The following is a 26,527-nucleotide window of genomic DNA, read 5'->3' on the forward strand; positions in this document are numbered from 1 at the left end:
TGTTGTCCCTAACGGGAACAAATGACTTTGACTATCAATAAATGCTACCAATATGAAATCCCTAAGGCATAAAACGATGACAAATATTATAATATCAAATTATGTCATTTTTAAATACAAATCCATCAATCCCATAAAACAAAAAAAAGGTTTGACAAGATAATTCTCGTCAAACCTTTTCTATAAAAATGTCATTGAAAATTACTCTTTCGACAACATCAATTCTTTGATATATTTTACCGGAGCACTTCCGAAACTTAAGAATTTCTCATGGAATTTTTTCAGGTTAAATTTATCTCCCTCTTGTTTTTTAAGTTCTTCTCTCAGGTTGTAAATTTCAGTATATCCCGTAAAATAAGAACACAATTGAACTTGTGATAATGTTACGCGTTTCCATTTTCCATCGGCTTCAGCCTGTTGCTGGAAAGCTTCTTTGGTCAATAAATCAATTGCAGCTTCTTTTGACATGTTTTTTGTATGAACACTAATATCTAAAATAGTATTACAAGTTGTTCTTAAATTCCATTTGTAGTACATCAACCACATTTCATCAGAATTTTTATAACCACTTTCCAGCATCATTTTTTCAGCATAAACAGCCCAGCCTTCAACCATCGCACCATTTCCTAAAATAGATTTAATAATACTCGGCGATTGATTACTGTAGACTAACTGTGTGTAATGTCCCGGAATTGCTTCGTGGATATTTAAGATCTGAAGGATATAATCGTTGTATTCACGAAGGTAACTTTCTGAGTTTTCAGCGGTCCATCCTGTCATGCTTCCTACATTATAGTAGGTATTTGCATTTTTATCATATGGTCCCGGCGCAGAAATAGAAGCTCCTGCAACTCCAGCCATATAAGCCGGTTCTTTACGAACTACAAGTGGTTTTGAAGGATCAATGTATAATAAATCCTTTGCTTTTACATAAGCGGTTAATTCCGGAATTTGCTTTTCTATTTCAGATTGAAACTTTTCTGGTGTAGTATGCTGTAACGAGATTTTATCAATTACTTGTTTGATTAAATCTAATTTGTTTGTTGGTTTTGGTTCAGTTCCTTTGTATTTTGTCCAAAGTTTATCAGCCAAAACAAACATTTTATCATGTAAATCTTTTTTGTGATCAACTGCAATTTTAAAAATCTCATCTGCGGTATAGCTGGACTGAATATTAAAATCGAATTTTTTAGCGTATAACGCAGCTCCTAATCTAAAAGAACGAGGTGTTTTGTTTGGCGTTGTTTTTAACCATTCAGCATAATCAGAAATGGCTTTTTTAGCTACTATAGCTTTTTCAAGCATTTCTTTTTTCTCAGCGTCGCTTAATTTACTTTGTTTTAAAGCAGCATTTAAATCGGCATCAAAAACAGATGAACCTCCAAGATTTTGCGCAATTGCAAGTTCTGTGTGTTCAATTGTTGGATTTTTGATATTCGCTTTGGCGGCTTCATAATACGCAGGAACATTATTCATTTTTGCATTAAAGGCACGCAAACGAACTTCTAATGAATCATATTTACCATTTAAAATTTCTGCAAAAGATCCGCAAACATTATATTCTGACGGATTCCATTCGTATGATTTTAATTCTTTGATGCTAAAAACAGAACTTTCCAGTTGATTTTTGATCATTCGGAAATCAGTTTTGTTGTTATCTGACAAATTCTCAACATCAAATTGTTTTAATGAATCCAGTTGAGCATTGATAAAATCCAGCTCGACTTTTTGTTGTGCTTCATTTGGAACAACCAACACGCTGTCTAATTTATGGTAGCCAACCCCGGCGGCCCAATCAGGACTAATCTTCCATAAAGCGGTAACAAAACCGTCTTTGTATTTATCGAATTTTCCGTCTAAAGCCTTTTCCTCGTTAGACTTAGTACTTTTATTGCAAGAAAATAGCAGGGTAATTGCAAAAAATGAAACAAATAGTTTTTTCATAAGTTAATTTTTAATGGTTTAAAGATAAAAAAAATGTCCTTTATGCAAAACTATTTGCCAATTGTAATTAATATTTCAATAATTCCAGTAAAACTTCTTCAAAACGATTCTTTGGTAAAAACTGATCTTCTAATGCTTTTGTAAACGGAATTGGAGAGTCTAAACTTGCCACTCTTTTTACAGGCGCATCGAGATATTCAAAACATTCTTCCATGATTAAGGCCGAAATATCACTTGCAATTCCGCCAAACAAAGTATCTTCCTGATAAATAATTACTTTTCCTGTCTTTTTGACTGATTCAAAAATAGTTTCGGTATCAAGAGGCTGCAATGTTCTCAGATCAATTAAATCGGCTTCGATTTCAGGATTTTTTGCCAGAGTTTCTAATGCCCAGTGTACAGGCGCACCAAAAGATATAATGGTAACCTGACTTCCTTCTTTCAATAAAGCTGCTTTTCCTAAAGGAATAGTGTAATAATCAACCTGAACATCTTGGTAAACACTTCTGTACAATTGTTTGTGTTCGAAAAATAAAACCGGATTAGGATCGTTTATTGAACTGTTTAATAAACCTTTTGCATCATAAGGAAATGCGGGATAGACTACTTTTAAACCCGGAGTTTTAGTAAACCAGGCTTCATTTGTCTGAGAGTGAAAAGGTCCTGCCTGCGTTCCGCCACCACATGGCATTCGAACCACAACATCAGCTTTTTCGTCCCAGCGATAATGGGATTTCGCTAATAAATTAACAATGGGGTTAAAACCAGTCGACACAAAATCAGCAAATTGCATTTCTACAATCGCTTTATATCCGTTAATCGATAATCCCATTGCGGCAGAAACAACGGCACTTTCGCAAATTGGCGTGTTACGAACACGATCTTTGCCGAAAAACTCTACAAAGCCATCTGTGATTTTAAAAGCTCCTCCATATTCGGCAATATCCTGCCCCATGATTATGAGGTTTCTATGACGTTGCATAGATTGTTCTAAACTATTTCGAATCGCATCTATAAAACGGACATTTTTATTTTCTTCAGAAGGATTAACTTCTTCATATTGAAAAGGTTTATACACATCATTTAACTCTCCGCTTAATGTTGGTACAATTTCAGGTTCGGCATTTGCAATGGCTAAATTTTCGTCAATTTCCTGCTTGATTTCAGCATGCAACTGCTCATCATATTCTGCTGTTAAAACCCTATTTTTAATTAAATACGCTCTATAATTGGTTACCGGATCTTTGGCAGCCCATTCGTCCATTAATTCCTGAGGAACATATTTTGTACCACTTGCCTCTTCGTGACCCCGCATTCTAAAAGTTTTAAATTCCAGTAAAACCGGATGCGGATCATTTTGCATATCTTCTTTTAACTGTGACAATTTATTATAAACTTCCAGAATATTATTTCCGTCAATAATATAACTTTCAATTCCGTAGCCAATGCCTTTATCTGCAAGGTTTTCACAAGAATACTGCTCATTTGTAGGGGTCGAAAGTCCGTAACCATTATTTTCAATAATAAACATTACGGGCAATTTCCAGACTGCGGCAATATTCAAAGCTTCGTGAAAATCACCTTCACTTGTTGCGCCTTCTCCTGTAAATACGGCGGTTATTTTTTTATTTTTCTCCAGTTTATCTGCTAAGGCAATTCCGTCTGCGATTCCTAATTGCGGGCCTAAATGCGAAATCATTCCGATAATTTTATATTCCTGGGTTCCAAAATGAAAACTACGGTCTCTTCCTTTTGTGAATCCGTTTGCTTTTCCCTGCCATTGCGAAAATAATCGATGAAGCGGAATATTTCTGGTAGTAAAAACACCCAAATTTCGATGCATTGGCAAAACATATTCAGATTCATCCAAAACCGATGTTACTCCTACTGCAATTGCTTCCTGTCCTATTCCGGAAAACCATTTGGAGACTTTTCCTTGTCGGATTAAAATCAGCATCTTTTCCTCAATCAGGCGGGGTTTAAGAATTTTTTTATATAAATCTAATAATTGAGCATCGGTAAGGTTTTGTCTGTAAAAGATCATTTGGTTTGTTGTTTTAGTGTTTCAAATATAGAAAATTATAACAATTTTATTAATTTTTGTTATAATTTTTTAATTTTTATATAACTTTTAAAATTCAAATATAAAATATTCTCTACCTTTGTTACTGAAAGGCTTTTAACACCTTTCATTTCTTAAAATAAAAATGTAAAGTATGCAAAACATTCCTAGTGTAGACTTACGTGATTTCCTTTCGGACGACCCGAAACGTAAACAAAAATTTGTAAATGAAATCGGCAGTGCATTTGAAAACATTGGCTTCGTAGCCCTAAAAGGTCACTTTTTAGATGATCAGTTAGTAGACGAGCTTTATGGCGAAATTAGAAAATTTTTCGCTTTGCCAGTAGAAACTAAGCATAATTATGAAATTCCCGGAATTGGCGGACAAAGAGGTTATGTTTCTTTTGGAACAGAGCATGCTAAAGGACGTAAAGAAGGTGATTTAAAAGAGTTTTGGCATTTTGGTCAGTATGTTGACGAAGATTCCAAATATGCTGCAGAATATCCTGCAAATGTTGAAGTGAAAGAATTGCCCCGTTTTAATGCTGTAGGTAAAGATGCCTACCAAATGCTTGAAAAAACAGGCGTTTATGTGTTAAGAGCCCTGGCTTTGCATTTAGGTTTAGATGAGTTTTATTTTGACCAGTATGCAAAAGAGGGAAACTCTATTTTAAGACCAATTCATTATCCTCCAATTACTTCTGAGCCGGCCAATGCGATTCGTGCCGCTGCTCACGGAGATATTAATTTGATTACTCTTTTAATGGGTGCTCAGGGAAAAGGATTGCAGGTTCAAAATCATGATGGGGAATGGATTGACGCCATTGCCGAAGATGATGAATTAGTAATAAATGTGGGTGATATGTTGTCAAGACATACCAACAACAAATTAAAATCAACGATTCACCAGGTGGTAAATCCGCCAAGAGAATTATGGGGAACTTCACGTTACTCAGTTCCGTTTTTTATGCATCCTGTGAGCGATATGCGCCTGGATTGTTTAGAAAATTGTATTGATGCTGAAAATCCTAAGAAATTTGAAGATATTACTGCGGGAGATTATTTATACGAACGTTTAGTAGACTTAGGTCTGATTAAAAAATAAACGTAAATTAATACTAATTTGTAAAGAGGCATTGGGTTATTTCCTGATGTCTCTTTGCTATTAAATTAGAACGCGGATAACGCGGATTTAAAATTATAAATATGAATAGTCTTTTGCATGAAGAATTAACGAAAGCTATCTTAAAAATATTTTATGATGTTTATAACGAATTGGGATATGGTTTTCTTGAAAGAGTTTATCAAAATTCATTATTTTATGAACTTCGATTGAACGGATATAAAGTAGAAGCTCAGAAAAAAATAAAAGTATATTATAAAAATATTGACGTTGGAGATTACGTTGCAGATATTATTGTTAATGATTGCGTAATTTTAGAATTGAAAGCGCAAGAATGTTTAATTGAAGCAAATGAGTTTCAAATAATAAATTATTTAAAGGCAACTGATTGTGAAGTTGGGCTACTTTTAAATTTTGGAAAGAAACCCGAATTTATTAGAAAAGTATATCAAAACTTCAGAAAATAAAATCCGCGTCATCAGCGTTCAAAAAACATATAAAATGGACTTACAAGATCAATTAAAAAACTTATTTCCGGATCACGTAGAATCTAACGAACCTGAAGAAGTTCAGGAACAAGAACATGTGCTGTATGTGCAAAAAGAGCCCATGATTTGTAAATTCGAAAAACGAAAAGGAAAAGCCACCACAATTATTGAAGGTTACGAAGGAAGCGACGAAGATTTTAAAATTCTGGCTAAAGAAATTAAAACGAAATTAAGCGTTGGCGGAACTTTTAAAGATGCTTCGATCATTATTCAAGGCGATTACCGCGATAAAATAATGGAAATCCTTAAAGCAAAAGGATTTAAAACAAAACGTGTTGGGGGATGAAAGTGTTTAAAATTGTTTCAGGTTTAAAGTTTCAAGTTTGTTGTAAGACTTAAAGCAAATGCCTAAAATGATCTGATAAAAAAGACGCACTTCTGTGCGCCTCTACAAAACCGTAGAACCTTAAAAAACTGTGACAATCTGCTCAATCCATTAAATCTGTGGGCTAAAAAGATGCAGAATAGTACGCCTCTACAGAAAACCTTTGAACCTTTGCCACTTAAAACCTAATTACCTTAAAAAAATGATACAAAATTCAGAATTAATACTTAATCCGGACGGGAGCGTTTATCACTTAAATCTTCTTCCTGAACATATAGCACACGATATAATTTTTGTTGGAGATCAAAACAGAGTCGAAAAAATCACTCAGTTTTTTGATTCTATTGAATTTTCTACACAAAAAAGAGAATTTAAAACCCAAACCGGAATTTACAAAGGGAAAAGAATAACAGTAATGTCAACGGGAATTGGTCCTGATAATATTGATATTGTTATCAATGAATTAGACGCTTTGGTCAACATTGATTTAGAAACGCGTCAGCCAAAAGAAAATCTTACTTCATTGAATATTATCAGAATTGGAACTTCAGGATCTTTGCATGCTGATATTCCTGTGGATAGTTTTGTAATGTCTAAATATGGACTTGGTTTAGATAATATGCTTCGCTCTTATTTAATCGACAAAGTTTCGAATGCAGCCATTGAAGATGCTTTTGTTACGCATACCAATTGGGATATTAGAAAAGGAAGACCTTATGCGATTGCTTGTTCTGAAGTTTTAGAAAAAATAATTGAGTCAGATAAAATGTTCAAGGGAATTACTGCAACTGCCGGAGGATTTTATGGTCCACAAGGTCGTGTGTTACGTTTGAATATCCAGGATGACGAATTAAACAGTAAAATGGATAATTTTGACTTTAATGGCGAAAAAATCACTAACTTAGAAATGGAAACGGCAGCAATTTACGGACTTTCGGCACTTTTAGGGCACAATGCTTTGTCATTGAATGCAATAATTGCCAATCGTGCATCTGGAACTTTTAGTGAAGATCCTTATAAAGCTGTTGATGAGTTAATTGCTTATACATTGAATAAATTGGCTGGGAATTAATTGGAAAATTTGTCAATTAGAAAATGAGATAATTAAAGAGATGGCAGAGACACATAAAAAAATACTATTTAAATATTACAGTACATATTTAGAAGAAATTGTATCAGAGACAATGTGGGGGGAAATTATAGATTTAGAGAAAGGACATTTCAAATTAGATAATATTCCGTTTTTTGGACCTTTGATCGCAACTGATGATATTTTTCGTGCTGAATATGATGAGAATGAAAAATACTTTATCCATAAAGAAACCATAGAACATTCAGGAAACTCAATTGTTCAGGTTTTAATTTTAGACAAAGAATTTGACAAGGAAATAATAAGAGAAAAACTAAAAGCAATAAATTGTTTGTCAGAAGCATTAAATGATACGTTTCTTGCTGTTGAAGTAATCAAAAATGTAGATTATTCGATTGTAAAAAGCTTATTTACAGAGTATGAAACAAATGCGATAATAGAATTTGCTGAACCTTGCCTGTCTGATAAACACAGAACCGATTTATTGAAGAATTAGAAAATATATTAATTTGATAATAACATAATAAAAAAACTTAAACTTAGAATACGCTTACCAAACTTAAACTTAACTTAAAATGAAAACTGTAAAAATTGTAGGTGTTCCTGAACACTTCAATTTGCCATGGCATTTATGTATTGAAAATGGCGAATTTGAAGCTGAAAACATTGATTTACAATGGCAAAACATTCCTGAAGGTACAGGCAAAATGTGTCAGATGCTTCGTGATGGTGAAGCTGATATTGCTGTTATTTTAACCGAAGGAATTGTAAAAGATATTGTTGCCGGAAATCCAAGTAAAATTGTTCAGATTTATGTTCAGTCACCTTTGATCTGGGGGATTCACGTTGCTGCAAAATCTGATTTTCAAACTGTAAAAGACCTTAAAGATAAAAAAGTAGCGATTTCAAGATTAGGTTCAGGATCACAATTGATGGCGTATGTGAATGCACATGAAAATGGCTGGAAAACAGATAATCTGGAATTTGAAATTATTAATACAATTGATGGTGCAGTTGATGCCTTGACAAAAGGAACCGCTGATTACTTTATGTGGGAACGTTTTATGACAAAACCTCTTGTAGATCAGGGAATCTTCAGGCGAGTTGGCGACTGCCCTACTCCATGGCCTTCATTTGTAATTACTGTACGTGATGAATTTCTTAAAAAAAATCCTAAAACTGTAGAGAAAATTCTTGAAATTATAAACAAAACAACCCAGGATTTTACTGAGATTCCTAATATAGATAAAACATTATCAGAACTTTTCAATCAAAAAATTGAAGATATTCAGGAATGGCTTACACTTACACAATGGTCTCAGAAGAATTTGAGTGAAAAAGCATTTATTAAAATCCAAAATCAGTTATTTGATCTGGGAATTATTGATAAAAAAAGTACTTTTGTTGAAACTGTAAAAGCGCTGTAAATACTGCTTTTGATTCTTATGATAAAATTTCCTAAAATTGACTTTCCGCAATTAAAATCCAAATTACAGGTGAAATCACCCTGGGACAGGATTATTATTATGCTGTTGAGTCTTTTAATTACGGTACCGGTTTTTATCATACTGCATCAAAACCTGATTGATTTAGAATGGTCTTTCAATTTAGACCGTATTTTTATCTTCATTTTTGTTTTTGCCGCGATTTTCTTTTTGCTAATGTATTTACGAACCATAATAATTTTGTGTATTGCGGTTTATTTATTGGTTTTAATCTACGGAAGTGTTATTGGTAATTATGGTTTTAGTGAAATCTCAGAGGATTATAATTCAATGATTTATACCATGTCAGATAATCCTTTTCCTCAGGATATTATTGTGGCAAAATTGCTTCCGTTTCCCAATAAATCAAAAATTATAAACGCAATCGAATATCAGAATCCAAAGGTTCGGAATTTTGCCATTATGGCGACAACTGAACATTTTAAAGGCATCAAAGGATATTCAGATTACAGAACTATAATTCAGTGTTTTGCTGTTTTTAAGGAGATTAACAGCCGCTGGAACTATGTAAATGATCCTAAAGAAGGCGATTATATTGCGACGGCAAGCGAATCATTAGAATATTTTTCAGGAGATTGCGACGATCATTCCATTTTAATGGCAGCCGCAATTCGCTCTATTGGCGGAACTCCGCGTTTAATTCATACCAAAGGTCATATTTATCCCGAAATCCTGATTGGCTCTTTAATCGATCTGGAAAAAGTCAATTATTTAATCAAAAATGTACTTTTTGTAAAAGAAAGTTATAAAAAGAAAATCCATTATCATATTGATGAACGCGGTCAGGTATGGATGAACCTTGATTATACAGCTAAATATCCCGGCGGACCATTTATGTACGAGGAAATTTTAGGAGCTTTAACTCTTAACTAAGGTTCAAAGTTGCAAGGTCTGAGGTTCTTGTCAAGGCGCACTGGAATTATTTTTTTCTAAGTCTTACATTTTATTTCCATAAAAAAATTCGTTTTTGATCTAAGTCAATTTTGAATTTATACTGATACAACATCTTTGCAGCATTATAAATTCAAAATTTTTAAAATGAAAAAGAAATATTTCAAGTACATCAACACCTTATTTGTTGTAATCCCAATGACGTTAATTATGGCATTTGTTGGATTCGTAATTATGGATTTGGAGAAGATTGGTTCTTTAAGTTTCTCAAGGCATGGAGTATAATGCTGCCGGTGGCTTATATTGCCGCTTTTTTAATAATACCAAATGCAAGGAAACTTTCTGAAAAGATAACTACCGGATAATCTGAATTATAATCCATGCAAACTTCCTAAAACTAATAGTTGAGTATCAATGTATAAACAAATTGAAGATTACATTCGCAAAGAAATAATAGTTTCAGATTCTGAATTCAATACAATATTGTCTTTCTTTAAGCCATTGACGCCTTCAAGAAACGAAGTTTTAGTAACTCAGGGACAAACGAGCCAGCGAATGTTTTTCGTTGGCTCGGGCTGTCTGCGAATTTTCTTTATTAATGAAGAGGGCGCAGATTCAACCCGATATCTGGCTTTTGAAAATAATTTTGCAACGGCTTTAGTCAGTTTTATAACAGAAGAACCTTCTTTTGAATTTATTCAGGCTCTTGAAGAAACAGAATTGCTTTATATAACAAGAAAAGATTTTTATCATTTGACAGAAATAATTCCGGCTTGGGAAAAATTTTATCGTCATTATCTGGAAATGGCGTATGTTACTAATACAAAACGCTTAATGTCATTTATAACAATGGATGCCAGAGAACGTTACAAATTATTATTAAGCCAAAATCCAAATTTTGTTCAACGCCTGCCCAATAAAATGGTAGCTTCCTATTTAAATATTTCCCAGGAAACTTTAAGCAGGTTAAAATCGAAAATCAGATTTTGATCTAAGTCAATAAAAGCGCTGTTCTGTTTTTGATATTTGCATTTAAAATTAAAAATATGGAAACAAATATTGAAATTCAAAAAGGACAACTGATTGAAATAAAACAGCTTAACAGACATGTGTTTCATCTAAAAATACAAAGTGAGGATTTTGATAAAATGCAATATGTTCCGGGATTTACTTTAGATATTTATCTTGGTAATGGTGAAATTTTATCAAATTTAGAAACTCGTAAATATTCTATTTGGAATTATGAACCCGTTCACCAGATTATTGATGTTGCTATTTGTACATTTTCAAATGGAAAAGGTGCTCATTGGGTAAGTACGCTCAAAAACGGTGATATTCTTTATTTTAATCCGCCCAAAGGAAAGCTCCTTATCAATGAATCGGCAGACTATTATTATCTCATTGGCGATATCACATCACTTTCCCATCTTTATGAAATTAATAGAAATCTTTCAATTAATAAAAAGGTATTCAGCTTTATTTATGCTTACAGTCAAAGAGACATTTTTCCTGATATTGATGGTAGTTTTCCTTTTGATTATTATGTAATTAATCCCTTGATTCCAGAATTGGTACAGCAGAAAATAGAGGCTCTTGAACCTGATTTTTCGGGAACGGGATTTGCTTATATTTTAGGTGAACCAAAAACGGTAATCACTTTGCATGACTATTTTAAGAATCAAAAAAAATGGAATAGTAACCAATTGCGATCAAAACCTTTTTGGAAAGAAATTAAAGATATTTAATTAGCTCAAAAAAATCGAGAATTTATGCCTTTAATCTTTGGCTATAATTGCCAATTAATGTTCGGATTTAAATTGTAAGTTTATTTTTCTGATTATTTTATAAATATTTGATTTTTAGATTTTTATTAAAATAATTTTTGTAATTTTCTCTTGTCTAACTTTAATCCCAAAATCATGAGAAATTCTAAATTATTTATCTTCGCAATTGCATTATTAGCAGTATTAATGGTTTCGTGTCACAATGGTCGCAATAAACTGGTAAACTCCTGGAAAATTACAGCTGTTGAACCTAAAGCACCTCTTTCTGATTCGGTAAAAAATGTGATTCTTACTAACGGAACGCTTACTTTTACAGAAGATGGACATGTAACAGGATATTTACAAAATGAAATAAATAATGGTACTTTTGCATTAACAAAAGGTGGAAAGAGTTTAGTGATTAAAGATGAAACAGGAACTCCATATCCTTGTGAAAGTACTATTACAGACGACCAATTAATACTGGATAGTAAGGAAATGAAAATTACACTTAAAAAAATATAGGGCAACTTTAAAAAAACATAATGAAACCATGTTAATGTAAAATTAGCGTGGTTTTTTATTTTATAAATAGCTGATATTGAATGAATAAAATGGAATAAAATTTTGCGCAGTCGAATAACTGCATTATATTTGCAGTCAAATAACTGCACAATGGAAATTCGTAGAGATGTTTTTCAAGCTATAGCCGACCCTACCCGCAGGGCAATATTAAGTTTAACGGCCATTCAGGCAATGACACCCGGTATTATTGCTGAAAATTTTGATTCGTCGCGACAAACAATTTCAAAACACATTCAGATTCTTACGGAATGTGAATTATTAAGTCAGCAACAAAACGGACGAGAAATTTATTATCTCACGAATGCTAAAAAAATGAAAGAAGTTGCTGATTTCATTGAGCCTTTCCGCCAGATGTGGGAGGATCGCTTTAATAAATTAGAGGCAATAATGAAAAACTAATGAGGGTTTAGCATATTTTGGACCAGGCTTATTAGTAGTTCTAACGGTTATTTCCTGGTATTTCAGACCTTTAGACAGAAAAATTATTGCGGTTAAACTATAAAATAAAAAGTATGAAAAATAAATTATCATCTGAACAAATACAGGAGTTACTGAATGTTTTAGAAACCCGCTTCGAAAATAATACAAATAGACATAAAGATATTGAATGGTCAAAAGTAAAAGCGAAACTCGAAGCAAATCCGGATAAATTATGGTCGCTGGACGAAATGGAAAGAACTGAAGGAGAACCCGATGTAGTAGGTTTTGATAAAAATACAAACGAATATATTTTCTACGACTGTTCTGCCGAAAGTCCTAAAGGTCGAAGAAGTATATGTTACGATCATGAAGCACTAGAAAAAAGAAAAGAAAATAAACCCGCAAACAGCGCAATTAATATGGCTGAAGAAATGGGAATTGAGATATTGAATGAACTACAATATAAAGAACTTCAGCAATTGGGCAAATTTGATTCTAAAACGTCAAGCTGGATCGCAACACCGGCAGATATCAGGAAATTAGGCGGTGCAATATTCTCTGATTTTCGTTATAATACAGTATTTGTTTATCACAATGGCGCTGATTCTTATTATGCTGCAAGAGGTTTTCGCGGATTGTTGAAAGTATAATCATGTACAAAATAAAAAAGTGTTTTTTAAACCTTCAGCTTTAGTTGAAGGTTTTCTTTTGTTATAATAAGAGATTTGCTCATAATTAAAACTGTAATCTTGTATAGGAACTTACTAATTATCTATATTAGCAAAACAATAAAAATATCTTATGATTTTAGCCTTCGACACTTATTATTACGACGGAAAAGCAAAAACTATCTGCCTTGAATTTACAGAATGGAATCAAAGCGAAAATTTTAAAATTCATTCTGAAATCATTGACAACGTGGAAGAATATATTCCGGGAGAATTTTATAAAAGAGAATTGCCTTGTATATTGAGTGTATTAAATAAGATGGATTTAAAAAACATTGAAGTTATTATTGTTGATGGTTTTGTTTATCTTGATGATCAAAAAAAGTATGGTTTAGGAGGTTATTTATATGAAAAACTAAATAAGGAGATTCCGATTATTGGCGTTGCAAAAACAAACTTTGCATCTATCGAAAAATACAAACGCGCTATATTTAGAGGTGAAAGTAAAAAGCCACTTTATATTACTTCTATAGGAATTGAATTGGATGATGCTTTCGAGAAAATACAAAGCATGTCTGGTGAATATAGAATGCCAACTCTGCTAAAGGAAATGGATCGATTGACTAAGGATGATTAATTTTTACTCTTAACTAATTAAAAATCAATATTTCTTGATAAATTTTTTAAATTTATCATAGCAATGAAATAAAAAGACATCATGGAAGATCAAAAAAATCAAACAGACAATTCTACACCAAAAGTGACAGGAATTGGCGGTATTTTCTTTTTTACAGAAAATCCGCAGGAGACCAGAGATTGGTATAAAACGAATTTAGGATTTGATGTCAATGATTGGGGTTCGACTTTTGAATCCAGAAATCTCAATAATCCTGATGAAGTCAATTCGCTTCAATGGAGTCCTTTCAAAAAAGGAGATGAATACTTCTCCCCTTCTAAAAAAGATTTTATGATTAATTATCGCGTTCAGAATATTGAAGGACTTGTTGAACAACTCCTGAAAAATAAAGTAACGATTCTCGATACTATTGAAACATCTGAATATGGGAAATTTGTGCATATTATAGATGCTGACGGTAATAAAATAGAACTTTGGGAACCTGTTTAATGAGATAAATATGGAAATAAAAGGTCTGAAAATGATCTTGATTTAAAATAATTAAAAAAAAGCTCCATTATTTCTGACGGAGCTTTTTTCGTGTCTGTAAAATTCTGTTTTTTAATGTTTTATCTTAAAATTATTTTTTTGTAAAGATGCTTTTTTTGGCTTCAAAATGCCCAAAATGTAGTCTTTTAACTATTTCAACTAAAATAAAAGCCTTATATTGGGGAAAATAAAAATGCTGATTTGCGTTAAAAGCAATTAGCAATAATTAATTTATAAGCATTAAAATAGTACAAAAATGAAACAATTACTTCAGTGGACGATTATAATTCCAGCCTTATCCTGGATTCTCTTTTTTAGCGGACTTGTTGACAATAGCAGCATCTTTCAAATTATTGCAAGTATATTACTTATTCTGAGTGTTATGTCAGCGGTACATCATTCTGAAATAATTGCAGAACGAGTTGGAGAACCTTACGGAACCATTATTTTAGCAATATCTATAACTGTGATCGAAGTTTCAATTATTGTTTCATTAATGTTGTCCGAAGGATCTGCGGCGGCTTCATTAGCGAGAGATACTGTTTATGCCGCCACAATGCTTATTTTGAACGGTATTATTGGTTTATGCCTTTTAATTGGAGGATTAAAACATTACGAACAAAATTTTTCTCCTTCGTCAGTAACCATTGGTTTAGTTTCACTGGTTTCAATTATCGTATTTACATTGGTATTCCCAACTTTTACCGAAAGTGTTGCCGGATCCTACTATTCAATACCACAATTGGTTTTTGCTTCTATTGCCTGTATTGTTATTTATGCTTCTTTTTTATTCGCCCAAACCAGCAGATACAGACAATATTTTCTGACTGTTGGCGATGATGAAAACGAAGAAGTAGTTGAACCAATAGCAATCAATAATAAAACCTTTTATACAAGTCTGGTTTTCCTGATTGTAAGCTTAGGAATTGTTGTATTATTAGCAAAAACGCTTTCTCCTACTATCGAAAGTATTATTGTAGGCTACAATTTGCCAAAGACATTAGTTGGGGTTGTAATTGCAATTATAATTTTATTGCCTGAAGCGATTGCGGCAATTATAGCGGCAAGAAAAAACCGACTTCAAACGAGTATTAATTTGGCTTTGGGTTCTGCTTTAGCAAGTATTGGATTAACGATTCCTAGTGTTGCAGCAGTTTGTATCATGATGGATATGCCTATTATTCTGGGACTTGACATTAAATCAATAGTTCTTTTGGCATTATCAGTATTTACCGTAATGTTGTCCTTAAGCAAAGGAAAATCGAATATTGTTTACGGAGTTGTATTGCTCGTAAATTTATTTGCTTTTATATTCCTGATGATATATCCTTGATTTATTATAAAATCACATAAACTAAACAAAAAACTCCAGCTAATACTGGAGTTTTTTTGCTTTATGAAATGTTTTTTCGAGAATTTTTTACCTTGTCTGTTTAAGATTATTCCGGTAAATCTAAACGAATTCTCAAAAAAATAGAATGTTCATAAGTCTTTAATTAACTTCAATTGTACAATTATTCTGAGTAAAGATATTTCCTATATTAGCAGGAAATAACTATTAATTTAGAATATAAATCTTATAAATTAAAATTGTAAAAGGCATTTGTTTACTCTTTAGCTATTATTTATTAACTAAAAACCGCAATCAAAAAACATAATCAAAAATCAAAACCAATATGAAAAAAGCAACAATTCGTTTTACTTCCCTCCTCTTTATTTGTTTTTCATCTTCAGTAACATTTGCACAATTATCATCGCCAAAAATTGATTTAATGATGCTCGATGCTTTGAAAAAATTCAATGTTGCAGGTGCCTCAATTGCCGTTGTTAAAGATGGAAAAGTAATTCACGCAAAAGGATATGGCTTTGCTAATATTGAGACAAAAAAACCTGTAACCGAAACAACTAATTTTCAAATAGCGTCAAACAGTAAAGCTTTTACAACTACGGCACTTTCTATTTTAGAAGATGAAGGCAAAATAAAATGGACGGATAAAGTAAAAGATATTCTTCCTCAATTTAAAATGTATAACGACTATGTAACGGAGAATTTTAATATTCAGGATTTATTAACGCATCGCAGCGGACTTGGACTTGGCGTTGGCGATTTGATGTTTTTTCCTGATGGTGCCAATTTTACAATTACAGATGTTTTAACGAGTTTTCAGCATTTTAAACCCGTTTCGGCTTTTCGAACCCAATTTAATTATGACAATTCACTTTATCTGGTCGCAGGAGAAGTAATTGCAAAAGTTAGCGGAATGAGCTGTGAAGCGTTTGTACAAAAGCGAATTATTGATCAATTGCAAATGAAGAATACATATGCAGGAATGAGTTTGATGAAAGGTAAAAGCAATCTTGCAACACCACATTCATCAGAATCAGGAACTATAAAAACAATTCCTACTCTTGAATTGCAAGTCAATGGTGCTGCCGGCGGGATAATTTCAAACGCTGCCGATATGGCAAAATGGATGATTGTAAGATTAAATAAAGGCAAATACGGAACAGATTTAAAGGAAACCCTTTTTTCTGAGAAAAACCATAACGAAATGTGGCGTATACACACCGTTATGAATGTTCACCCGGATCCTCGATACAATCCACACTTTAATGGTTACGGTTTGGGTTGGGGAATAAATGATGAAAAAGGATATCTGAAAGTTTCCCATACCGGAGGATTACCCGGAATGTTATCGATTGTGGTAATGTATCCGGATTTGAATTTAGGTCTTGTAATTTTTACCAATACTGAAAACGGAGGTGCCGGACTTTTCTCTGCCGTTGCCAATTCTATTTCTGACAGTTATTTAGGTTTAGACGATTTTGGCTGGACAGATAAAATAGCCGAATCAATGCAACAAGGCAAAAATAACGGTGATGATGTAACTAAAAAAGTCTGGGAAAAGGTACAATCTTCAAAAAGCGTAAATATTAAAAATGAAAACTTTACAGGTGTTTATTTAGACAAATGGTTTGGAAAAATTGAAGTGTTTGAAAAAGACAAACAATTATGGTTTAAATCCTATCGATCGCCTAAATTAAATGGTCCAATGTCTTTTTATAACGCCAACACATTTGCCATAAAATGGGAATACCAGGCAATGAATTGTGACGCTTTTACTATGTTTTCGCTTGACGAAAATGGCAAAGCACAATCTATTAAAATGAAAGGAATCTCGCCAAATATTGATTTTAGTTTTGACTTTCAGGATTTAGACTTGCAAAGAGTGGAGAAATAAAGTTTACAATAAGCTCTTTTTAATAAATAAGAGACTAAGACTTCATTAGAAATAATGGAGTTTTTTTTGTGTTCTTTCTTTTGATATTAACAGTTTATGCTAAAATAATATCAATTATCTTCGCACAAAACACATGAAGTACTAAAGCATGACAAAGGAAGAGTCTATAAAGGAATATTACTTTAGAATCAACAAAAGCATTGATTATATTAAAGAAAATCTTCATGAAGAATTATCCTTAGAGAAATTAGCGTCGTTATCTAATTTTTCAAAATTTCATTTTCATAGAATTTTTAAATCGGTTACGGGAACAACGTTAAACGAATTTATCAAGAATGCGAGGATAGAAAGATCTCTATTTTTTCTGATGAATAATTCTTCAAAAACTATAAATGAAATCTCTATTGATTGTGGTTTCTTAAGTATTTCTTCGTTTTAAAGAAGTTTTCGTGAAACTCAAAATATAACTCCCAGCGAATGGCGTAAAGCAAATAAAAATAGCAATATTGGTATAATGGATAGCAATATTGGACAAATGGAACTCAGAATTGAAAATTACCTTGCACTCAAATTAAATAATATAAATTTTAATAAAATGAGTGAAACAAATAAAGTAGATTTTAAAATTGAAAACCTTGATGAATTTAATGTAGTTTATATCAGAAATCTTAATATTGGAAGTCATGACAGTGAAACATTTGGTAAAATGTTTGAACAGCTTTTTAGTTGGGCCGGTCCCAGAAACCTGATTAATTTTCCTGAAACGAAAGCGTTAACTGTTTATCGAAGCAATGCTAATTTATCAGGAATGGTTCAGGCAGATGTTTGTTTATCTGTTCCTGAAAATATAATTGGCGAAGGCGTAATTGGCAACACAAAAATAAGCGGCGGATTATATGCGATTTTCCACAAAGAAGCGCCAATGTCTGAATGCATGACAACGTGGAATTATATTTATGAAGTTTGGTTTGAAGAAAATGGTTATCAGCCAGATAGTAGAAATTTCTTTTTAAGTCATTTAAATGATCCAAAAACGCATCCGGAAAACTTGCATATCATAGATATCTATATTCCTATAAAATTGCTTTGATAGTTTTAAAGAAGTTTTTAAAAAGAGAAATTAACTAAATTCAACCTCAATGAAATTATCATTCATAATCTTATTTTCGCTCACACAAAAAGGCTTGTTTTTTAATTTTAAAATAAGATATTTGTAAATCAAAAATAATTAATTCTATGCAGCGCACTACGAAATTAATTTAAAAGTAAAGATTGCCCTGAAAGAGTAAAAGAAAATAAAAATTTGGATTAGGCTTTTGCCCTTTCAGGGCTCAAACAGCAATTGTTAACTATTTTTCATAGTGCTTCGCACCATGCTATTGCTAAACCTCTTTCAGAGGAATCTGTTTCGCATACTTCTCATTTTTAAAATAATAGAGCGGATTTCTAATATATTTGCAATAGTGCTATATCAAATTAAATCATAAAAAAAACTCCATTATTTCTAATGGAGTTTTTAAGCGTTATACTAGAATTAATTTTTATATTTTTTTTATTTTTGAAATATTCTTCTCAATATTTTTTAAATAAATTGCGTTATTACTTTTATTTCTCCAATCTCTATTAATTGAATCCCAAGATTCTTGTTTTATATCTTGAATTAATGGAGAAATTTGGAAATGTACAACCTTTTTCTCTCCTAAAACATTCTTGTATGATATCTCAATATAACTTTTCACATCAATATCTCCAAAATCTGAAATTGCTTCACGAGTTAAAAATTCGTCTTGACTACAATATTTATTGTCAAATTCATATACAAGACCTTCATTTGGACTTGTTAGTTTACCTACATGATTAAGATATTCTACAAGTGGCATATTTATTTCTTTATTATCTTTTTTTCTAATATTTAGATATGAAATCTCTTTTTCAATTTCGAAATTTGATATCTTACTATTATTATTGTATACAAGCCATCTAGTATCAAAACTTGTTTTAGTTGAATCACTATATATTTGTGTTCTTTTAATTTCTATTCTCGGTGTATTTTCCAACTCCATAATTTCTGTTTGACTGCTTGATATTTGATTAGCCTGATTAGCAATACTATTGGCTTTGAAAGAAACAAAAATACTGGTAGTAGTTAATGCAGTTGCTGCCAAAACTTCAAAAAATATTTTATTTCGTTCCAGAAAGCTACGTAATTGGATAATTTTATTTTTCATACTTAAATTTAAATTATTGCTTTGTGTTTAATTTTTTACTTAAAACTGTTGCGAATTTAGATAAACTCAATAAGAGCTAATCCAGTAGAAATACCTGTTTTGAATAAAAAACACATAAAAAAACTCCATTATTTCTAATGGAGTTTTTTTATGATTTTAAAAGATTATTTTTCTTTTAAAAACTTTTCTAGATATTCGTTTTTTTCTTTTTCTGTCTGAACTAAACGCTCATAAAGTTTTTTATTTTCATCGTACAATTCAACCATTTTGTCTAAGGGGTTAAAAGTACAAACACTGTTATTTATAAAATTACTATTTGAAACAGCTTCATTAAAAGTATTAAAATAATTAAAAATTGATTCTTCTGAAAAATTTTCAATGGCTTCTACTGTAACGCCTAATGCTTTAGCAATAATATCAAGTTTCTTTTCATCAACTGTCTCACTTGATTCAATATTAGAAACAGTTTGTTGACTTATACCTATTGTCTCTGCAAGAGTTTCTTGCTTCATGCCTTTTAACTCTCTTATTCGGCTTATATTTCTGCCAATGTGTTTTGGTTTTGTTGCTGTGCTCATAATTCAAAGATATTTAAAATTTGTTTACACTTTTCTATTTTGGTAAAAAACAGGTTAATTTAGTATTTTACTTACAATTGCTATTGCGGGAAAAAATTTGTATAAAGCCATTTTGAATAAATAAAAAATCCGTTTCGGTTGAAACGGCTTTGTGTTTTTTATCGAATCATTTTTACAAATGCACTATAAACGTCATCTTTAATAGTAGTTCGCAGATAAACCTCATTTTCGTCTTTTGATTTAAATTCATATTGAATTAATGCAGCATCAGAATAGTAAAACAAAGATTCATCATCATTAGAAAATTCAATATTTGAGATAGGTTTTGTTGTTAATTTTACTTCAAGTGCTATTTCACCATTTGTTACGTCTATCTGAAAAAGTTTTGCTTTACGAGTATATCCCCAAATATTATCACTTTCCTCCAGAATGTATTGAATATTATCATCTTTAAAATCCCTTTTCCATAACTGAGTTCCTGTTTTAGAATCTACAGCGTATATTGAAGAAACTTCTTCGCCTTGTGCTGCAAAATATACTTTTTTGTCTTTGCAAACGATATGTTCCTTAATAGAATGTTGATTTTCATCTACTTTAAATTCCCATAAAATATCTGGTTTATTAGGACTTAAGGCAAAAAGCACATTTTTTTCGCTTGCTACAAATACATTTTCACCATCTGTTACCGGTTTTCCTGTAATAGGTTCTTCAAAGGTTTTTTGGTAAATAAGTTTTCCTGTATTTGCGTCAAGGCTATAAAAACTTGATGCACTTTGCGTGAAAATTTTGTTGTCAAAAAACAAAACAGGATTGTCATTATTTGATGATTCCAGCTGATATTTCCATGCTAAACTGCCATCTTTTATATTAAGAGCATAAATGTTGTTAACAGGACTTTGAGTCGTGATATACAATTTTCCGTTATTTATTACCGGAATTTGATTTTTTAAAACGATTTGATCTGTAACATTTCCTAACCTTGATTTCCAGAAAATTTCACCTGTTTGATTATCAACGGCAAAAATTTCACCGTTAATAAACGGAATGTATATAACTCCATCTAATAACGTGATTTGATTCGCGCACATTTCAGTATAAGCATCTGTAGCTTTTACTGTCCAGTTAATATGTTCAGCTTCAAGATCAAATGAAATAAGTGAGCCATCATAATCATACATTAAGATTGATGCTAAATCTAAAGGAACTTTTTTAAGCGGATTAAGAACTTTATGAACGACCAAATCATTTGGTTTTGGATCCGTTGGCGCTTGTCCAAAGATATTTATAGCAGTAAATACAACTAAAAGAGTTATTATGTTTTTTTTCATTTTTAAAATTTGGGTTTGATATTTTATTTCTAATAATCTGAAATTACTCTTTTAAAAGTAACTATTTATAGTAAAAACATTCTTGGGATATTTTCTAATTAACTGATTTAAAATAAGTTAAATATTAATAATTAAGCTAATATCTGCGTCAAATATAGTAAAAATTTATTATAGCGTTGTGAAGTTATAAGTTGCTTAAATTGTGGGTAATACTGTTGTTATCTCCGAATTTTAAAAGCTAAAAAAGTCAAATACTCCATTTAAACAATGGAGCATTTGACTTTTAAAAATTATCTAAATGAAAATTTTAAAATTGCTAAATATTAATCATTAAATTTTCTTTATTCGGTTTTATTGATGTCTATCAATTTTGCCATATTAGAATTGAACGAAGGAAGATTTTCGTTTAAGGCAGAAAAAAAATCAAGGTCGGCATTTTCAACTTCTATGATTGCTTTTTGCAAAACGGTTTCTCCAGCATTTGTTAACCTGATTGTTTTTGCTCTTGTATCCGTTTCATGTTCTTTTCGTGTTATGAAACCTTTTTCTTCCAGCGTTCTCAATACTTTTGATACCATCATTCTGTCGGCATTACTTTGATTGGCAATATCGACTTGTGTGACAGAGTTACTTTTTTTTGAAAGCCAGCCTAAAGCGGCCAATAATACAAATTGCGTCTGCGTTAAATCTAACGGATCTAAAACTTTTTTAAGTCTGCGTTGCCAGAGCATGGTTAGTTGCCCCAATAAATAACCCGGACTATCTTTTGGACTTTTAAAATGAAAATTAATTTCTTTAGTCATAATGATGTTAAAGCATTTGTGTCAATATTAAATCAAAATCGGATTTATTAATTTCAAAGATAGCCATCGGAATCAAATAACTTTGATAGTAAAATTGTTTTTCTTTCAAATCTGTTCTAAACCAGGCAAATCATTTATTTTTATTTTGACTCTAAAAATGTAAGTTTATAACCGTCAAGATCTTTCACGTGAAATGCTCTGCCAAAAGGTGTTTCAATAATTGGTCCGGCAGTGGTTATTCCGTTTGATATGAATTTTTCTTTCAATTCGTCGACATTTTCATCCACGGCAAACCAAAGAGCCACGCCAATTCCCAATTCTTTTTCTTCAAGAGACTCAAGAGGTGTTCGAATAGCAAAACTTGCTTGTCCCTGATTATATTTAAAAATGCAGGCTTGCGGATTTTCGTTTCCAATCTCAAAACCTAATTGTTTTACGTAGAAGTCTTTTGATGCTTCCAAATTTTTTACTTGTAGTGATGAAAATGTAAGTTCTCTCATTTTTATAAATTTTATTGTTGTCACAAATATAGTATACTCGACAACAATGTGCAAATTTTTATGAATTTTATTTTTTAGTTGGTAAATTTGATTGTGGATTTGATAATTAAATTATACTTTGAAATTCTGATCAACAATAACTTTTTAAAGGTTTCTGTTTTAAAAAAGTTTAATAAGTGGCAGTAAAAATATTTCTTACATTCGCTTTATAAAAACTACTTATTACTAAAAGCGAACATAGAAAAGTTTTATAAATGCCTTTCTAGGTTAAGTAGAGTCCTATTATTAGCAGAAATAAACATCTTAAAAATGAACAGAGATTTACAAAATTTCCCAATATTAAGGACCGAAAGACTTACACTTCGGAAACTTTCAAAAAAGGATTATCAAGAAATATTTCAATTGCGTTCGGACAAAGAAATAAATAAATTTCTCGACAGGAAACCAAGTAAAACATTAGAACATAGCCTAAAGTTCATCAGTAATATAATTGAAAATGAAAGTGATACACTTTTTTATTGGGTAATTACAAAGACTGGTGAGGATAAATTAATTGGTACAATTTGTCTCTTTGAATTTTCAGGAAATTTAAAGAAATGCGAAGTTGGATATGAGCTTCGTACAGACAATCAGGGTCAGGGAATTATGATTGAAGCTGTCAGGGAAGTTTTAGAATATGCAATGACAACACTCGGAATAAAAACGATAAATGCACGAACACATAAAGATAATCAAAGCTCAACTAAACTTCTTGAAAAATTAAATTTTAAGAAACTTGATGTTGCAATCGAGAACAATTCAAATGTTGTTTTATTTAGATTGAACTTTTAATGGATCAAGACTAAATGTTGTGGAAAAACATAAAAGAGATTAGTAGTTAATTGAAGTTGCTCGTTTAATAATTCAACAAATAAATTGGCTTAAAAAGTTTAATCCCTACGGCATATTTTTCTGGTTGATTTTTATCCTACCAATATTAAACTCCTAAAGGAGTAAAAAAAATATCCCGAAGAGATTACATTTATATACTGGATGATTTTTACCGCAAAGCACGCAAAGTTTTTTATCGTAGAGTGTGTTGACAAACACAAAGTTCACAAAGCTTTGTATTGACATAGCTTTGTGAACTTTGTGTTTATATCCATCGTGCTTGGTAAAAAATCTTTGAGTGCTCTGTGGTATTTTTTTCTCTCTCCACAGGTTTTCGTGTTGATCGCTATTATCTCAGGTAATAATAATTTCAGAAGGTCGATAAAAGAATCTTGCATTAGGGAGAATTTTAAAATACAAATATCTAGATTTTAATATTTCCCCACAACAATATGTATTGATCCATTGATCCCTCATAAATCAATTTTTAATGAAATCAGCAAAATATAAAGCATAAAAAAAACTCCTTAATTTCTTAAGGAGTTTTTTGTGGGCGATGAGGGGTTCGAACCCCCGACCCCCTCGGTGTAAACGAGGTGCTCTGAACCAGCTGAGCTAATCGCCCTATTTTACTAGGTCGCTATCATTGTGTGATTGCGAGTGCAAATATACAGCTAGATTTTGTATTTGCAAGTGTTTTTATAAATAAAATGAAATAAATTTTCATTGATTATTTTAATAAACTCTTTTACAGTTCTTTAATATCAGGATAATAATAAGTTTTTTTGTGAATCAATTTATAAAATAGTATTCAAACAGCTAATTTTGAATATTACTTTGTATTCATTCACTATAATCATACATTTGTATACCTTAATTGTATACTCAAATGGCAAGAATGAAAGAAAATGATTTACCAAAATCAAAAATTACCGCTACTTCACTAAACAAAGCAACCATAATATTTAAATACGCCGGAAAACACCAATGGAAATTTTACGTTGGATTAGTTTTCCTATTACTTACCGGAGCCACTGCCCTCGCCTTTCCTAAATTAATGGGAATGTTGATTGACTGCGTAAAAAACAAAGACGGCGCTCAGGCTAATCAAATTGCATTAGGATTGATCGTAATTTTATTTCTACAATCGTTCTGTTCCTTTTTCAGATTATCATTATTTGTAAATTTTACCGAAAATACACTGGCAAACCTTCGTTTATCCTTATACACTAATTTGGTAAAATTGCCAATGACATTTTTCTCCCAAAAAAGAGTTGGAGAATTAAACAGCCGTATAAGTGCTGATATTACTCAGATTCAGGACACCTTGACATCAACAATTGCAGAGTTTCTGCGTCAATTCATACTAATTATTGGCGGCGTTATTTTATTGGCTACAGAAAGCTTTAAATTAACCTTATTAATGTTAGCCGTTGTTCCTCTTGTTGCTGTTGCTGCTGTAATTTTTGGACGTTTTATCAGAAAATATTCGAAACAAGTACAAGATCAGGTTGCCGAAAGCCAGGTAATTGTTGAAGAAACCATGCAGGGAATTAGCATTGTAAAAGCTTTTGCAAACGAATGGTACGAGGTTGCCCGTTACAAAGGTAAAATTAGCGAAGTAGTAAAACTGGCTATAAAAGGTGGAAAGTATAGAGGTTACTTTGCTTCGTTTATTATTTTCTGTTTATTTGGTGCCATCGTTGCTGTGGTTTGGTATGGTGTACGTTTGAGTATTGCGGGTGAAATGAGCGTAGGACAATTGATTTCATTTGTATTGTATTCTACCTTTGTAGGTGCTTCTTTTGGAGGAATTGCTGAATTATATGCTCAGATCCAAAAGGCAATTGGAGCGACCGAAAGAGTTTTTGAATTATTAGAAGAAACTCCGGAAAAAATAAATGCAACTCAAAACGGAACTCCGTTAGAAAAAATAAAAGGAAATGTTTCTTTCAAAAATGTAGCTTTTAGTTATCCATCACGAAAAGAAGTTCAGGTTTTAAAAGATGTAAATTTCACTGCTGAATTTGGACAAAAAATAGCAATTGTGGGTCCAAGTGGAGCCGGAAAATCGACTATTTCTTCTTTATTATTACGTTTTTACGATATCGAATCCGGAGAAATTACTATTGACGGAAAAAATATTTACGACTTTGATTTAGAAAATCTTCGTGGTAATATGAGTATAGTTCCACAAGATGTTATTTTATTTGGCGGAACCATAAAAGAAAATATAGCGTACGGAAAACCAGATGCTACAGATGAAGAAATCATGCTCGCTGCAAAACAAGCCAATGCACTGAACTTTGTTGAAGGTTTCCCTGAAAAATTCGAAACAGTTGTAGGCGAACGTGGTGTAAAATTATCAGGAGGTCAGCGTCAGCGTATTGCAATTGCGAGAGCATTGCTTAAAAACCCAAGTATCCTGATTTTAGATGAAGCAACATCATCATTAGACAGTGAAAGCGAAAAACTGGTACAGGAAGCATTAGAAGTTTTAATGGAAGGAAGAACAAGTATTATCATTGCCCATCGCCTTTCGACGATTAGAAACGCTGATAAAATCCTGGTTCTGGATAACGGAAAAATCACCGAAGAAGGAACACATCAGGAATTAATAAATCTTGAAAACGGAATTTATAAAAACCTTAGTAATCTTCAGTTTAGTAACTATTAGACGAGGAAATTCCAATTTTAAAAATTCCAAATTCCAATAAAAAAACTCCATTGCGAAGCAAATGGAGTTTTTTTATGCAAAATCTAAAATCTAAAATCTAAAATCTAAAATCTAAAATCTAAAATCTAAAATCTAAAATCTAAAATCTAAAATCTAAAATCTAAAATCTAAAATCTAAAATCTAAAATCTAAAATCTAAAATCTAAAATCTA

General features: G+C 31.7%; 28 protein-coding genes and 1 tRNA gene. 21 read left to right on the plus strand and 8 right to left on the minus strand.

All coding sequences use genetic code 11. The annotated features are described in order from the left end of the window. Nucleotides 1–201: 201 nt before the first annotated feature. Entirely contained in the window at nucleotides 202–1,944 is a 1,743-nt protein-coding gene (locus tag ACHRVX_RS05945; protein ID WP_395330211.1) for a DUF885 domain-containing protein, read from the minus strand. Between the two features lie 67 nt (nucleotides 1,945–2,011). Continuing rightward, nucleotides 2,012–3,988 (minus strand): thiamine pyrophosphate-dependent enzyme, encoded by a 1,977-nt coding sequence (locus ACHRVX_RS05950; protein WP_395330213.1) that lies wholly within the window; start codon nucleotides 3,986–3,988, stop codon nucleotides 2,012–2,014. Nucleotides 3,989–4,160: 172 nt separating this feature from the next. On the opposite strand from ACHRVX_RS05950, the gene ACHRVX_RS05955 reads away from it, so the two are divergent. From ACHRVX_RS05955 to ACHRVX_RS06045, 19 genes are all read left to right on the plus strand, one after another. Next, on the plus strand, nucleotides 4,161–5,111 hold the full coding sequence (locus ACHRVX_RS05955; RefSeq protein WP_395330215.1) for an isopenicillin N synthase family dioxygenase: 951 nt from the start codon (nucleotides 4,161–4,163) through the stop codon (nucleotides 5,109–5,111). A gap of 101 nt (nucleotides 5,112–5,212) precedes the next feature. Beyond that, on the plus strand, nucleotides 5,213–5,596 hold the full coding sequence (locus ACHRVX_RS05960) for a GxxExxY protein (RefSeq protein ID WP_395330217.1): 384 nt from the start codon (nucleotides 5,213–5,215) through the stop codon (nucleotides 5,594–5,596). A 34-nt stretch (nucleotides 5,597–5,630) separates the two neighbouring features. After that, nucleotides 5,631–5,963: a translation initiation factor gene (locus ACHRVX_RS05965; RefSeq protein WP_395330219.1), complete on the plus strand. Its 333-nt coding sequence runs from the start codon at nucleotides 5,631–5,633 to the stop codon at nucleotides 5,961–5,963. Nucleotides 5,964–6,204: 241 nt separating this feature from the next. Then, entirely contained in the window at nucleotides 6,205–7,074 is an 870-nt protein-coding gene (locus tag ACHRVX_RS05970) for a nucleoside phosphorylase (RefSeq protein WP_395330221.1), read from the plus strand. A 40-nt stretch (nucleotides 7,075–7,114) separates the two neighbouring features. Further along, nucleotides 7,115–7,588, plus strand: coding sequence for a DUF4265 domain-containing protein (locus tag ACHRVX_RS05975; protein ID WP_395330223.1), 474 nt, complete (start codon nucleotides 7,115–7,117; stop codon nucleotides 7,586–7,588). A gap of 79 nt (nucleotides 7,589–7,667) precedes the next feature. Continuing rightward, the gene (locus tag ACHRVX_RS05980; RefSeq protein ID WP_395330225.1) at nucleotides 7,668–8,519 is read left to right on the plus strand and encodes a substrate-binding domain-containing protein; all 852 of its coding nucleotides are present in this window, start codon (nucleotides 7,668–7,670) and stop codon (nucleotides 8,517–8,519) included. 18 nt (nucleotides 8,520–8,537) lie between these two features. After that, nucleotides 8,538–9,470, plus strand: coding sequence for a transglutaminase (locus ACHRVX_RS05985; protein WP_395330227.1), 933 nt, complete (start codon nucleotides 8,538–8,540; stop codon nucleotides 9,468–9,470). Nucleotides 9,471–9,712: 242 nt separating this feature from the next. Then, the gene (locus tag ACHRVX_RS05990) at nucleotides 9,713–9,853 is read left to right on the plus strand and encodes a DUF2798 domain-containing protein (protein ID WP_395330287.1); all 141 of its coding nucleotides are present in this window, start codon (nucleotides 9,713–9,715) and stop codon (nucleotides 9,851–9,853) included. A gap of 49 nt (nucleotides 9,854–9,902) precedes the next feature. Continuing rightward, a complete protein-coding gene (locus tag ACHRVX_RS05995; RefSeq protein ID WP_395330229.1) occupies nucleotides 9,903–10,478 on the plus strand; it encodes a Crp/Fnr family transcriptional regulator in 576 nt (191 codons plus the stop codon). A 56-nt stretch (nucleotides 10,479–10,534) separates the two neighbouring features. Continuing rightward, a complete protein-coding gene (locus tag ACHRVX_RS06000; RefSeq protein ID WP_395330231.1) occupies nucleotides 10,535–11,233 on the plus strand; it encodes an FAD-binding oxidoreductase in 699 nt (232 codons plus the stop codon). Nucleotides 11,234–11,407: 174 nt separating this feature from the next. Then, nucleotides 11,408–11,776, plus strand: a complete 369-nt coding sequence (locus ACHRVX_RS06005) for a hypothetical protein (protein WP_395330233.1) — start codon at nucleotides 11,408–11,410, stop codon at nucleotides 11,774–11,776. 150 nt (nucleotides 11,777–11,926) lie between these two features. Beyond that, entirely contained in the window at nucleotides 11,927–12,235 is a 309-nt protein-coding gene (locus tag ACHRVX_RS06010; protein ID WP_395330235.1) for an ArsR/SmtB family transcription factor, read from the plus strand. Between the two features lie 113 nt (nucleotides 12,236–12,348). Continuing rightward, nucleotides 12,349–12,906: a DUF4256 domain-containing protein gene (locus ACHRVX_RS06015; RefSeq protein ID WP_395330237.1), complete on the plus strand. Its 558-nt coding sequence runs from the start codon at nucleotides 12,349–12,351 to the stop codon at nucleotides 12,904–12,906. Nucleotides 12,907–13,057: 151 nt separating this feature from the next. After that, complete coding sequence (locus ACHRVX_RS06020) at nucleotides 13,058–13,561, plus strand: endonuclease V (RefSeq protein ID WP_395330239.1); 504 nt, start codon at nucleotides 13,058–13,060, stop codon at nucleotides 13,559–13,561. 81 nt (nucleotides 13,562–13,642) lie between these two features. Beyond that, on the plus strand, nucleotides 13,643–14,050 hold the full coding sequence (locus tag ACHRVX_RS06025; RefSeq protein ID WP_395330241.1) for a VOC family protein: 408 nt from the start codon (nucleotides 13,643–13,645) through the stop codon (nucleotides 14,048–14,050). Nucleotides 14,051–14,345: 295 nt separating this feature from the next. Further along, nucleotides 14,346–15,422, plus strand: coding sequence for a calcium:proton antiporter (locus ACHRVX_RS06030; protein WP_395330243.1), 1,077 nt, complete (start codon nucleotides 14,346–14,348; stop codon nucleotides 15,420–15,422). A gap of 343 nt (nucleotides 15,423–15,765) precedes the next feature. Then, entirely contained in the window at nucleotides 15,766–17,331 is a 1,566-nt protein-coding gene (locus tag ACHRVX_RS06035; protein ID WP_395330245.1) for a serine hydrolase, read from the plus strand. Nucleotides 17,332–17,479: 148 nt separating this feature from the next. Then, nucleotides 17,480–17,770, plus strand: a complete 291-nt coding sequence (locus tag ACHRVX_RS06040) for a helix-turn-helix transcriptional regulator (RefSeq protein ID WP_395330247.1) — start codon at nucleotides 17,480–17,482, stop codon at nucleotides 17,768–17,770. A 156-nt stretch (nucleotides 17,771–17,926) separates the two neighbouring features. Then, entirely contained in the window at nucleotides 17,927–18,421 is a 495-nt protein-coding gene (locus ACHRVX_RS06045) for a GyrI-like domain-containing protein (protein ID WP_395330249.1), read from the plus strand. A 451-nt stretch (nucleotides 18,422–18,872) separates the two neighbouring features. On the opposite strand, the gene ACHRVX_RS06050 is transcribed toward ACHRVX_RS06045, so the two are convergent. From ACHRVX_RS06050 to ACHRVX_RS06070, 5 genes are all read right to left on the minus strand, one after another. Beyond that, nucleotides 18,873–19,559: a hypothetical protein gene (locus tag ACHRVX_RS06050; protein WP_395330251.1), complete on the minus strand. Its 687-nt coding sequence runs from the start codon at nucleotides 19,557–19,559 to the stop codon at nucleotides 18,873–18,875. Between the two features lie 164 nt (nucleotides 19,560–19,723). After that, nucleotides 19,724–20,137, minus strand: a complete 414-nt coding sequence (locus ACHRVX_RS06055; protein WP_395330253.1) for a helix-turn-helix domain-containing protein — start codon at nucleotides 20,135–20,137, stop codon at nucleotides 19,724–19,726. Between the two features lie 158 nt (nucleotides 20,138–20,295). Next, entirely contained in the window at nucleotides 20,296–21,465 is a 1,170-nt protein-coding gene (locus ACHRVX_RS06060) for a PQQ-binding-like beta-propeller repeat protein (protein WP_395330255.1), read from the minus strand. A 341-nt stretch (nucleotides 21,466–21,806) separates the two neighbouring features. After that, complete coding sequence (locus ACHRVX_RS06065) at nucleotides 21,807–22,268, minus strand: MarR family winged helix-turn-helix transcriptional regulator (RefSeq protein WP_395330257.1); 462 nt, start codon at nucleotides 22,266–22,268, stop codon at nucleotides 21,807–21,809. A gap of 140 nt (nucleotides 22,269–22,408) precedes the next feature. Further along, a complete protein-coding gene (locus ACHRVX_RS06070) occupies nucleotides 22,409–22,768 on the minus strand; it encodes a VOC family protein (protein ID WP_395330259.1) in 360 nt (119 codons plus the stop codon). Nucleotides 22,769–23,077: 309 nt separating this feature from the next. Here ACHRVX_RS06070 and ACHRVX_RS06075 point away from each other — a divergent pair, with 309 nt between their 5' ends. Continuing rightward, nucleotides 23,078–23,599 carry a GNAT family N-acetyltransferase gene (locus tag ACHRVX_RS06075; RefSeq protein ID WP_395330261.1) on the plus strand — a complete coding sequence of 174 codons (522 nt, stop codon included), beginning with the start codon at nucleotides 23,078–23,080 and terminating at the stop codon, nucleotides 23,597–23,599. A gap of 589 nt (nucleotides 23,600–24,188) precedes the next feature. Here ACHRVX_RS06075 and ACHRVX_RS06080 read toward each other — a convergent pair. After that, nucleotides 24,189–24,263: transfer RNA gene (locus ACHRVX_RS06080), tRNA-Val, on the minus strand. A gap of 264 nt (nucleotides 24,264–24,527) precedes the next feature. On the opposite strand from ACHRVX_RS06080, the gene ACHRVX_RS06085 reads away from it, so the two are divergent. Then, on the plus strand, nucleotides 24,528–26,315 hold the full coding sequence (locus ACHRVX_RS06085) for an ABC transporter ATP-binding protein (RefSeq protein ID WP_395330263.1): 1,788 nt from the start codon (nucleotides 24,528–24,530) through the stop codon (nucleotides 26,313–26,315). The last annotated feature ends 212 nt before the right edge of the window (nucleotides 26,316–26,527 follow it).

The sequence above is a fragment of the Flavobacterium sp. FlaQc-47 genome (assembly GCF_044006475.1).
Lineage (GTDB): Bacteria > Bacteroidota > Bacteroidia > Flavobacteriales > Flavobacteriaceae > Flavobacterium.

What these genes read in the sequence shown, in the direction of transcription:
- ACHRVX_RS05945 (WP_395330211.1), bottom strand. Translation starts at nt 1,944, where the DNA reads ATGAAAAAACTATTTGTTTCATTTTTTGCAATTACCCTGCTATTTTCT.
- ACHRVX_RS05950 (WP_395330213.1), bottom strand. Translation starts at nt 3,988, where the DNA reads ATGATCTTTTACAGACAAAACCTTACCGATGCTCAATTATTAGATTTA.
- ACHRVX_RS05955 (WP_395330215.1), top strand. Translation starts at nt 4,161, where the DNA reads ATGCAAAACATTCCTAGTGTAGACTTACGTGATTTCCTTTCGGACGAC.
- ACHRVX_RS05960 (WP_395330217.1), top strand. Translation starts at nt 5,213, where the DNA reads ATGAATAGTCTTTTGCATGAAGAATTAACGAAAGCTATCTTAAAAATA.
- ACHRVX_RS05965 (WP_395330219.1), top strand. Translation starts at nt 5,631, where the DNA reads ATGGACTTACAAGATCAATTAAAAAACTTATTTCCGGATCACGTAGAA.
- ACHRVX_RS05970 (WP_395330221.1), top strand. Translation starts at nt 6,205, where the DNA reads ATGATACAAAATTCAGAATTAATACTTAATCCGGACGGGAGCGTTTAT.
- ACHRVX_RS05975 (WP_395330223.1), top strand. Translation starts at nt 7,115, where the DNA reads ATGGCAGAGACACATAAAAAAATACTATTTAAATATTACAGTACATAT.
- ACHRVX_RS05980 (WP_395330225.1), top strand. Translation starts at nt 7,668, where the DNA reads ATGAAAACTGTAAAAATTGTAGGTGTTCCTGAACACTTCAATTTGCCA.
- ACHRVX_RS05985 (WP_395330227.1), top strand. Translation starts at nt 8,538, where the DNA reads ATGATAAAATTTCCTAAAATTGACTTTCCGCAATTAAAATCCAAATTA.
- ACHRVX_RS05995 (WP_395330229.1), top strand. Translation starts at nt 9,903, where the DNA reads ATGTATAAACAAATTGAAGATTACATTCGCAAAGAAATAATAGTTTCA.
- ACHRVX_RS06000 (WP_395330231.1), top strand. Translation starts at nt 10,535, where the DNA reads ATGGAAACAAATATTGAAATTCAAAAAGGACAACTGATTGAAATAAAA.
- ACHRVX_RS06005 (WP_395330233.1), top strand. Translation starts at nt 11,408, where the DNA reads ATGAGAAATTCTAAATTATTTATCTTCGCAATTGCATTATTAGCAGTA.
- ACHRVX_RS06010 (WP_395330235.1), top strand. Translation starts at nt 11,927, where the DNA reads ATGGAAATTCGTAGAGATGTTTTTCAAGCTATAGCCGACCCTACCCGC.
- ACHRVX_RS06015 (WP_395330237.1), top strand. Translation starts at nt 12,349, where the DNA reads ATGAAAAATAAATTATCATCTGAACAAATACAGGAGTTACTGAATGTT.
- ACHRVX_RS06020 (WP_395330239.1), top strand. Translation starts at nt 13,058, where the DNA reads ATGATTTTAGCCTTCGACACTTATTATTACGACGGAAAAGCAAAAACT.
- ACHRVX_RS06025 (WP_395330241.1), top strand. Translation starts at nt 13,643, where the DNA reads ATGGAAGATCAAAAAAATCAAACAGACAATTCTACACCAAAAGTGACA.
- ACHRVX_RS06030 (WP_395330243.1), top strand. Translation starts at nt 14,346, where the DNA reads ATGAAACAATTACTTCAGTGGACGATTATAATTCCAGCCTTATCCTGG.
- ACHRVX_RS06035 (WP_395330245.1), top strand. Translation starts at nt 15,766, where the DNA reads ATGAAAAAAGCAACAATTCGTTTTACTTCCCTCCTCTTTATTTGTTTT.
- ACHRVX_RS06040 (WP_395330247.1), top strand. Translation starts at nt 17,480, where the DNA reads ATGACAAAGGAAGAGTCTATAAAGGAATATTACTTTAGAATCAACAAA.
- ACHRVX_RS06045 (WP_395330249.1), top strand. Translation starts at nt 17,927, where the DNA reads ATGAGTGAAACAAATAAAGTAGATTTTAAAATTGAAAACCTTGATGAA.
- ACHRVX_RS06050 (WP_395330251.1), bottom strand. Translation starts at nt 19,559, where the DNA reads ATGAAAAATAAAATTATCCAATTACGTAGCTTTCTGGAACGAAATAAA.
- ACHRVX_RS06055 (WP_395330253.1), bottom strand. Translation starts at nt 20,137, where the DNA reads ATGAGCACAGCAACAAAACCAAAACACATTGGCAGAAATATAAGCCGA.
- ACHRVX_RS06060 (WP_395330255.1), bottom strand. Translation starts at nt 21,465, where the DNA reads ATGAAAAAAAACATAATAACTCTTTTAGTTGTATTTACTGCTATAAAT.
- ACHRVX_RS06065 (WP_395330257.1), bottom strand. Translation starts at nt 22,268, where the DNA reads ATGACTAAAGAAATTAATTTTCATTTTAAAAGTCCAAAAGATAGTCCG.
- ACHRVX_RS06070 (WP_395330259.1), bottom strand. Translation starts at nt 22,768, where the DNA reads ATGAGAGAACTTACATTTTCATCACTACAAGTAAAAAATTTGGAAGCA.
- ACHRVX_RS06075 (WP_395330261.1), top strand. Translation starts at nt 23,078, where the DNA reads ATGAACAGAGATTTACAAAATTTCCCAATATTAAGGACCGAAAGACTT.
- ACHRVX_RS06085 (WP_395330263.1), top strand. Translation starts at nt 24,528, where the DNA reads ATGGCAAGAATGAAAGAAAATGATTTACCAAAATCAAAAATTACCGCT.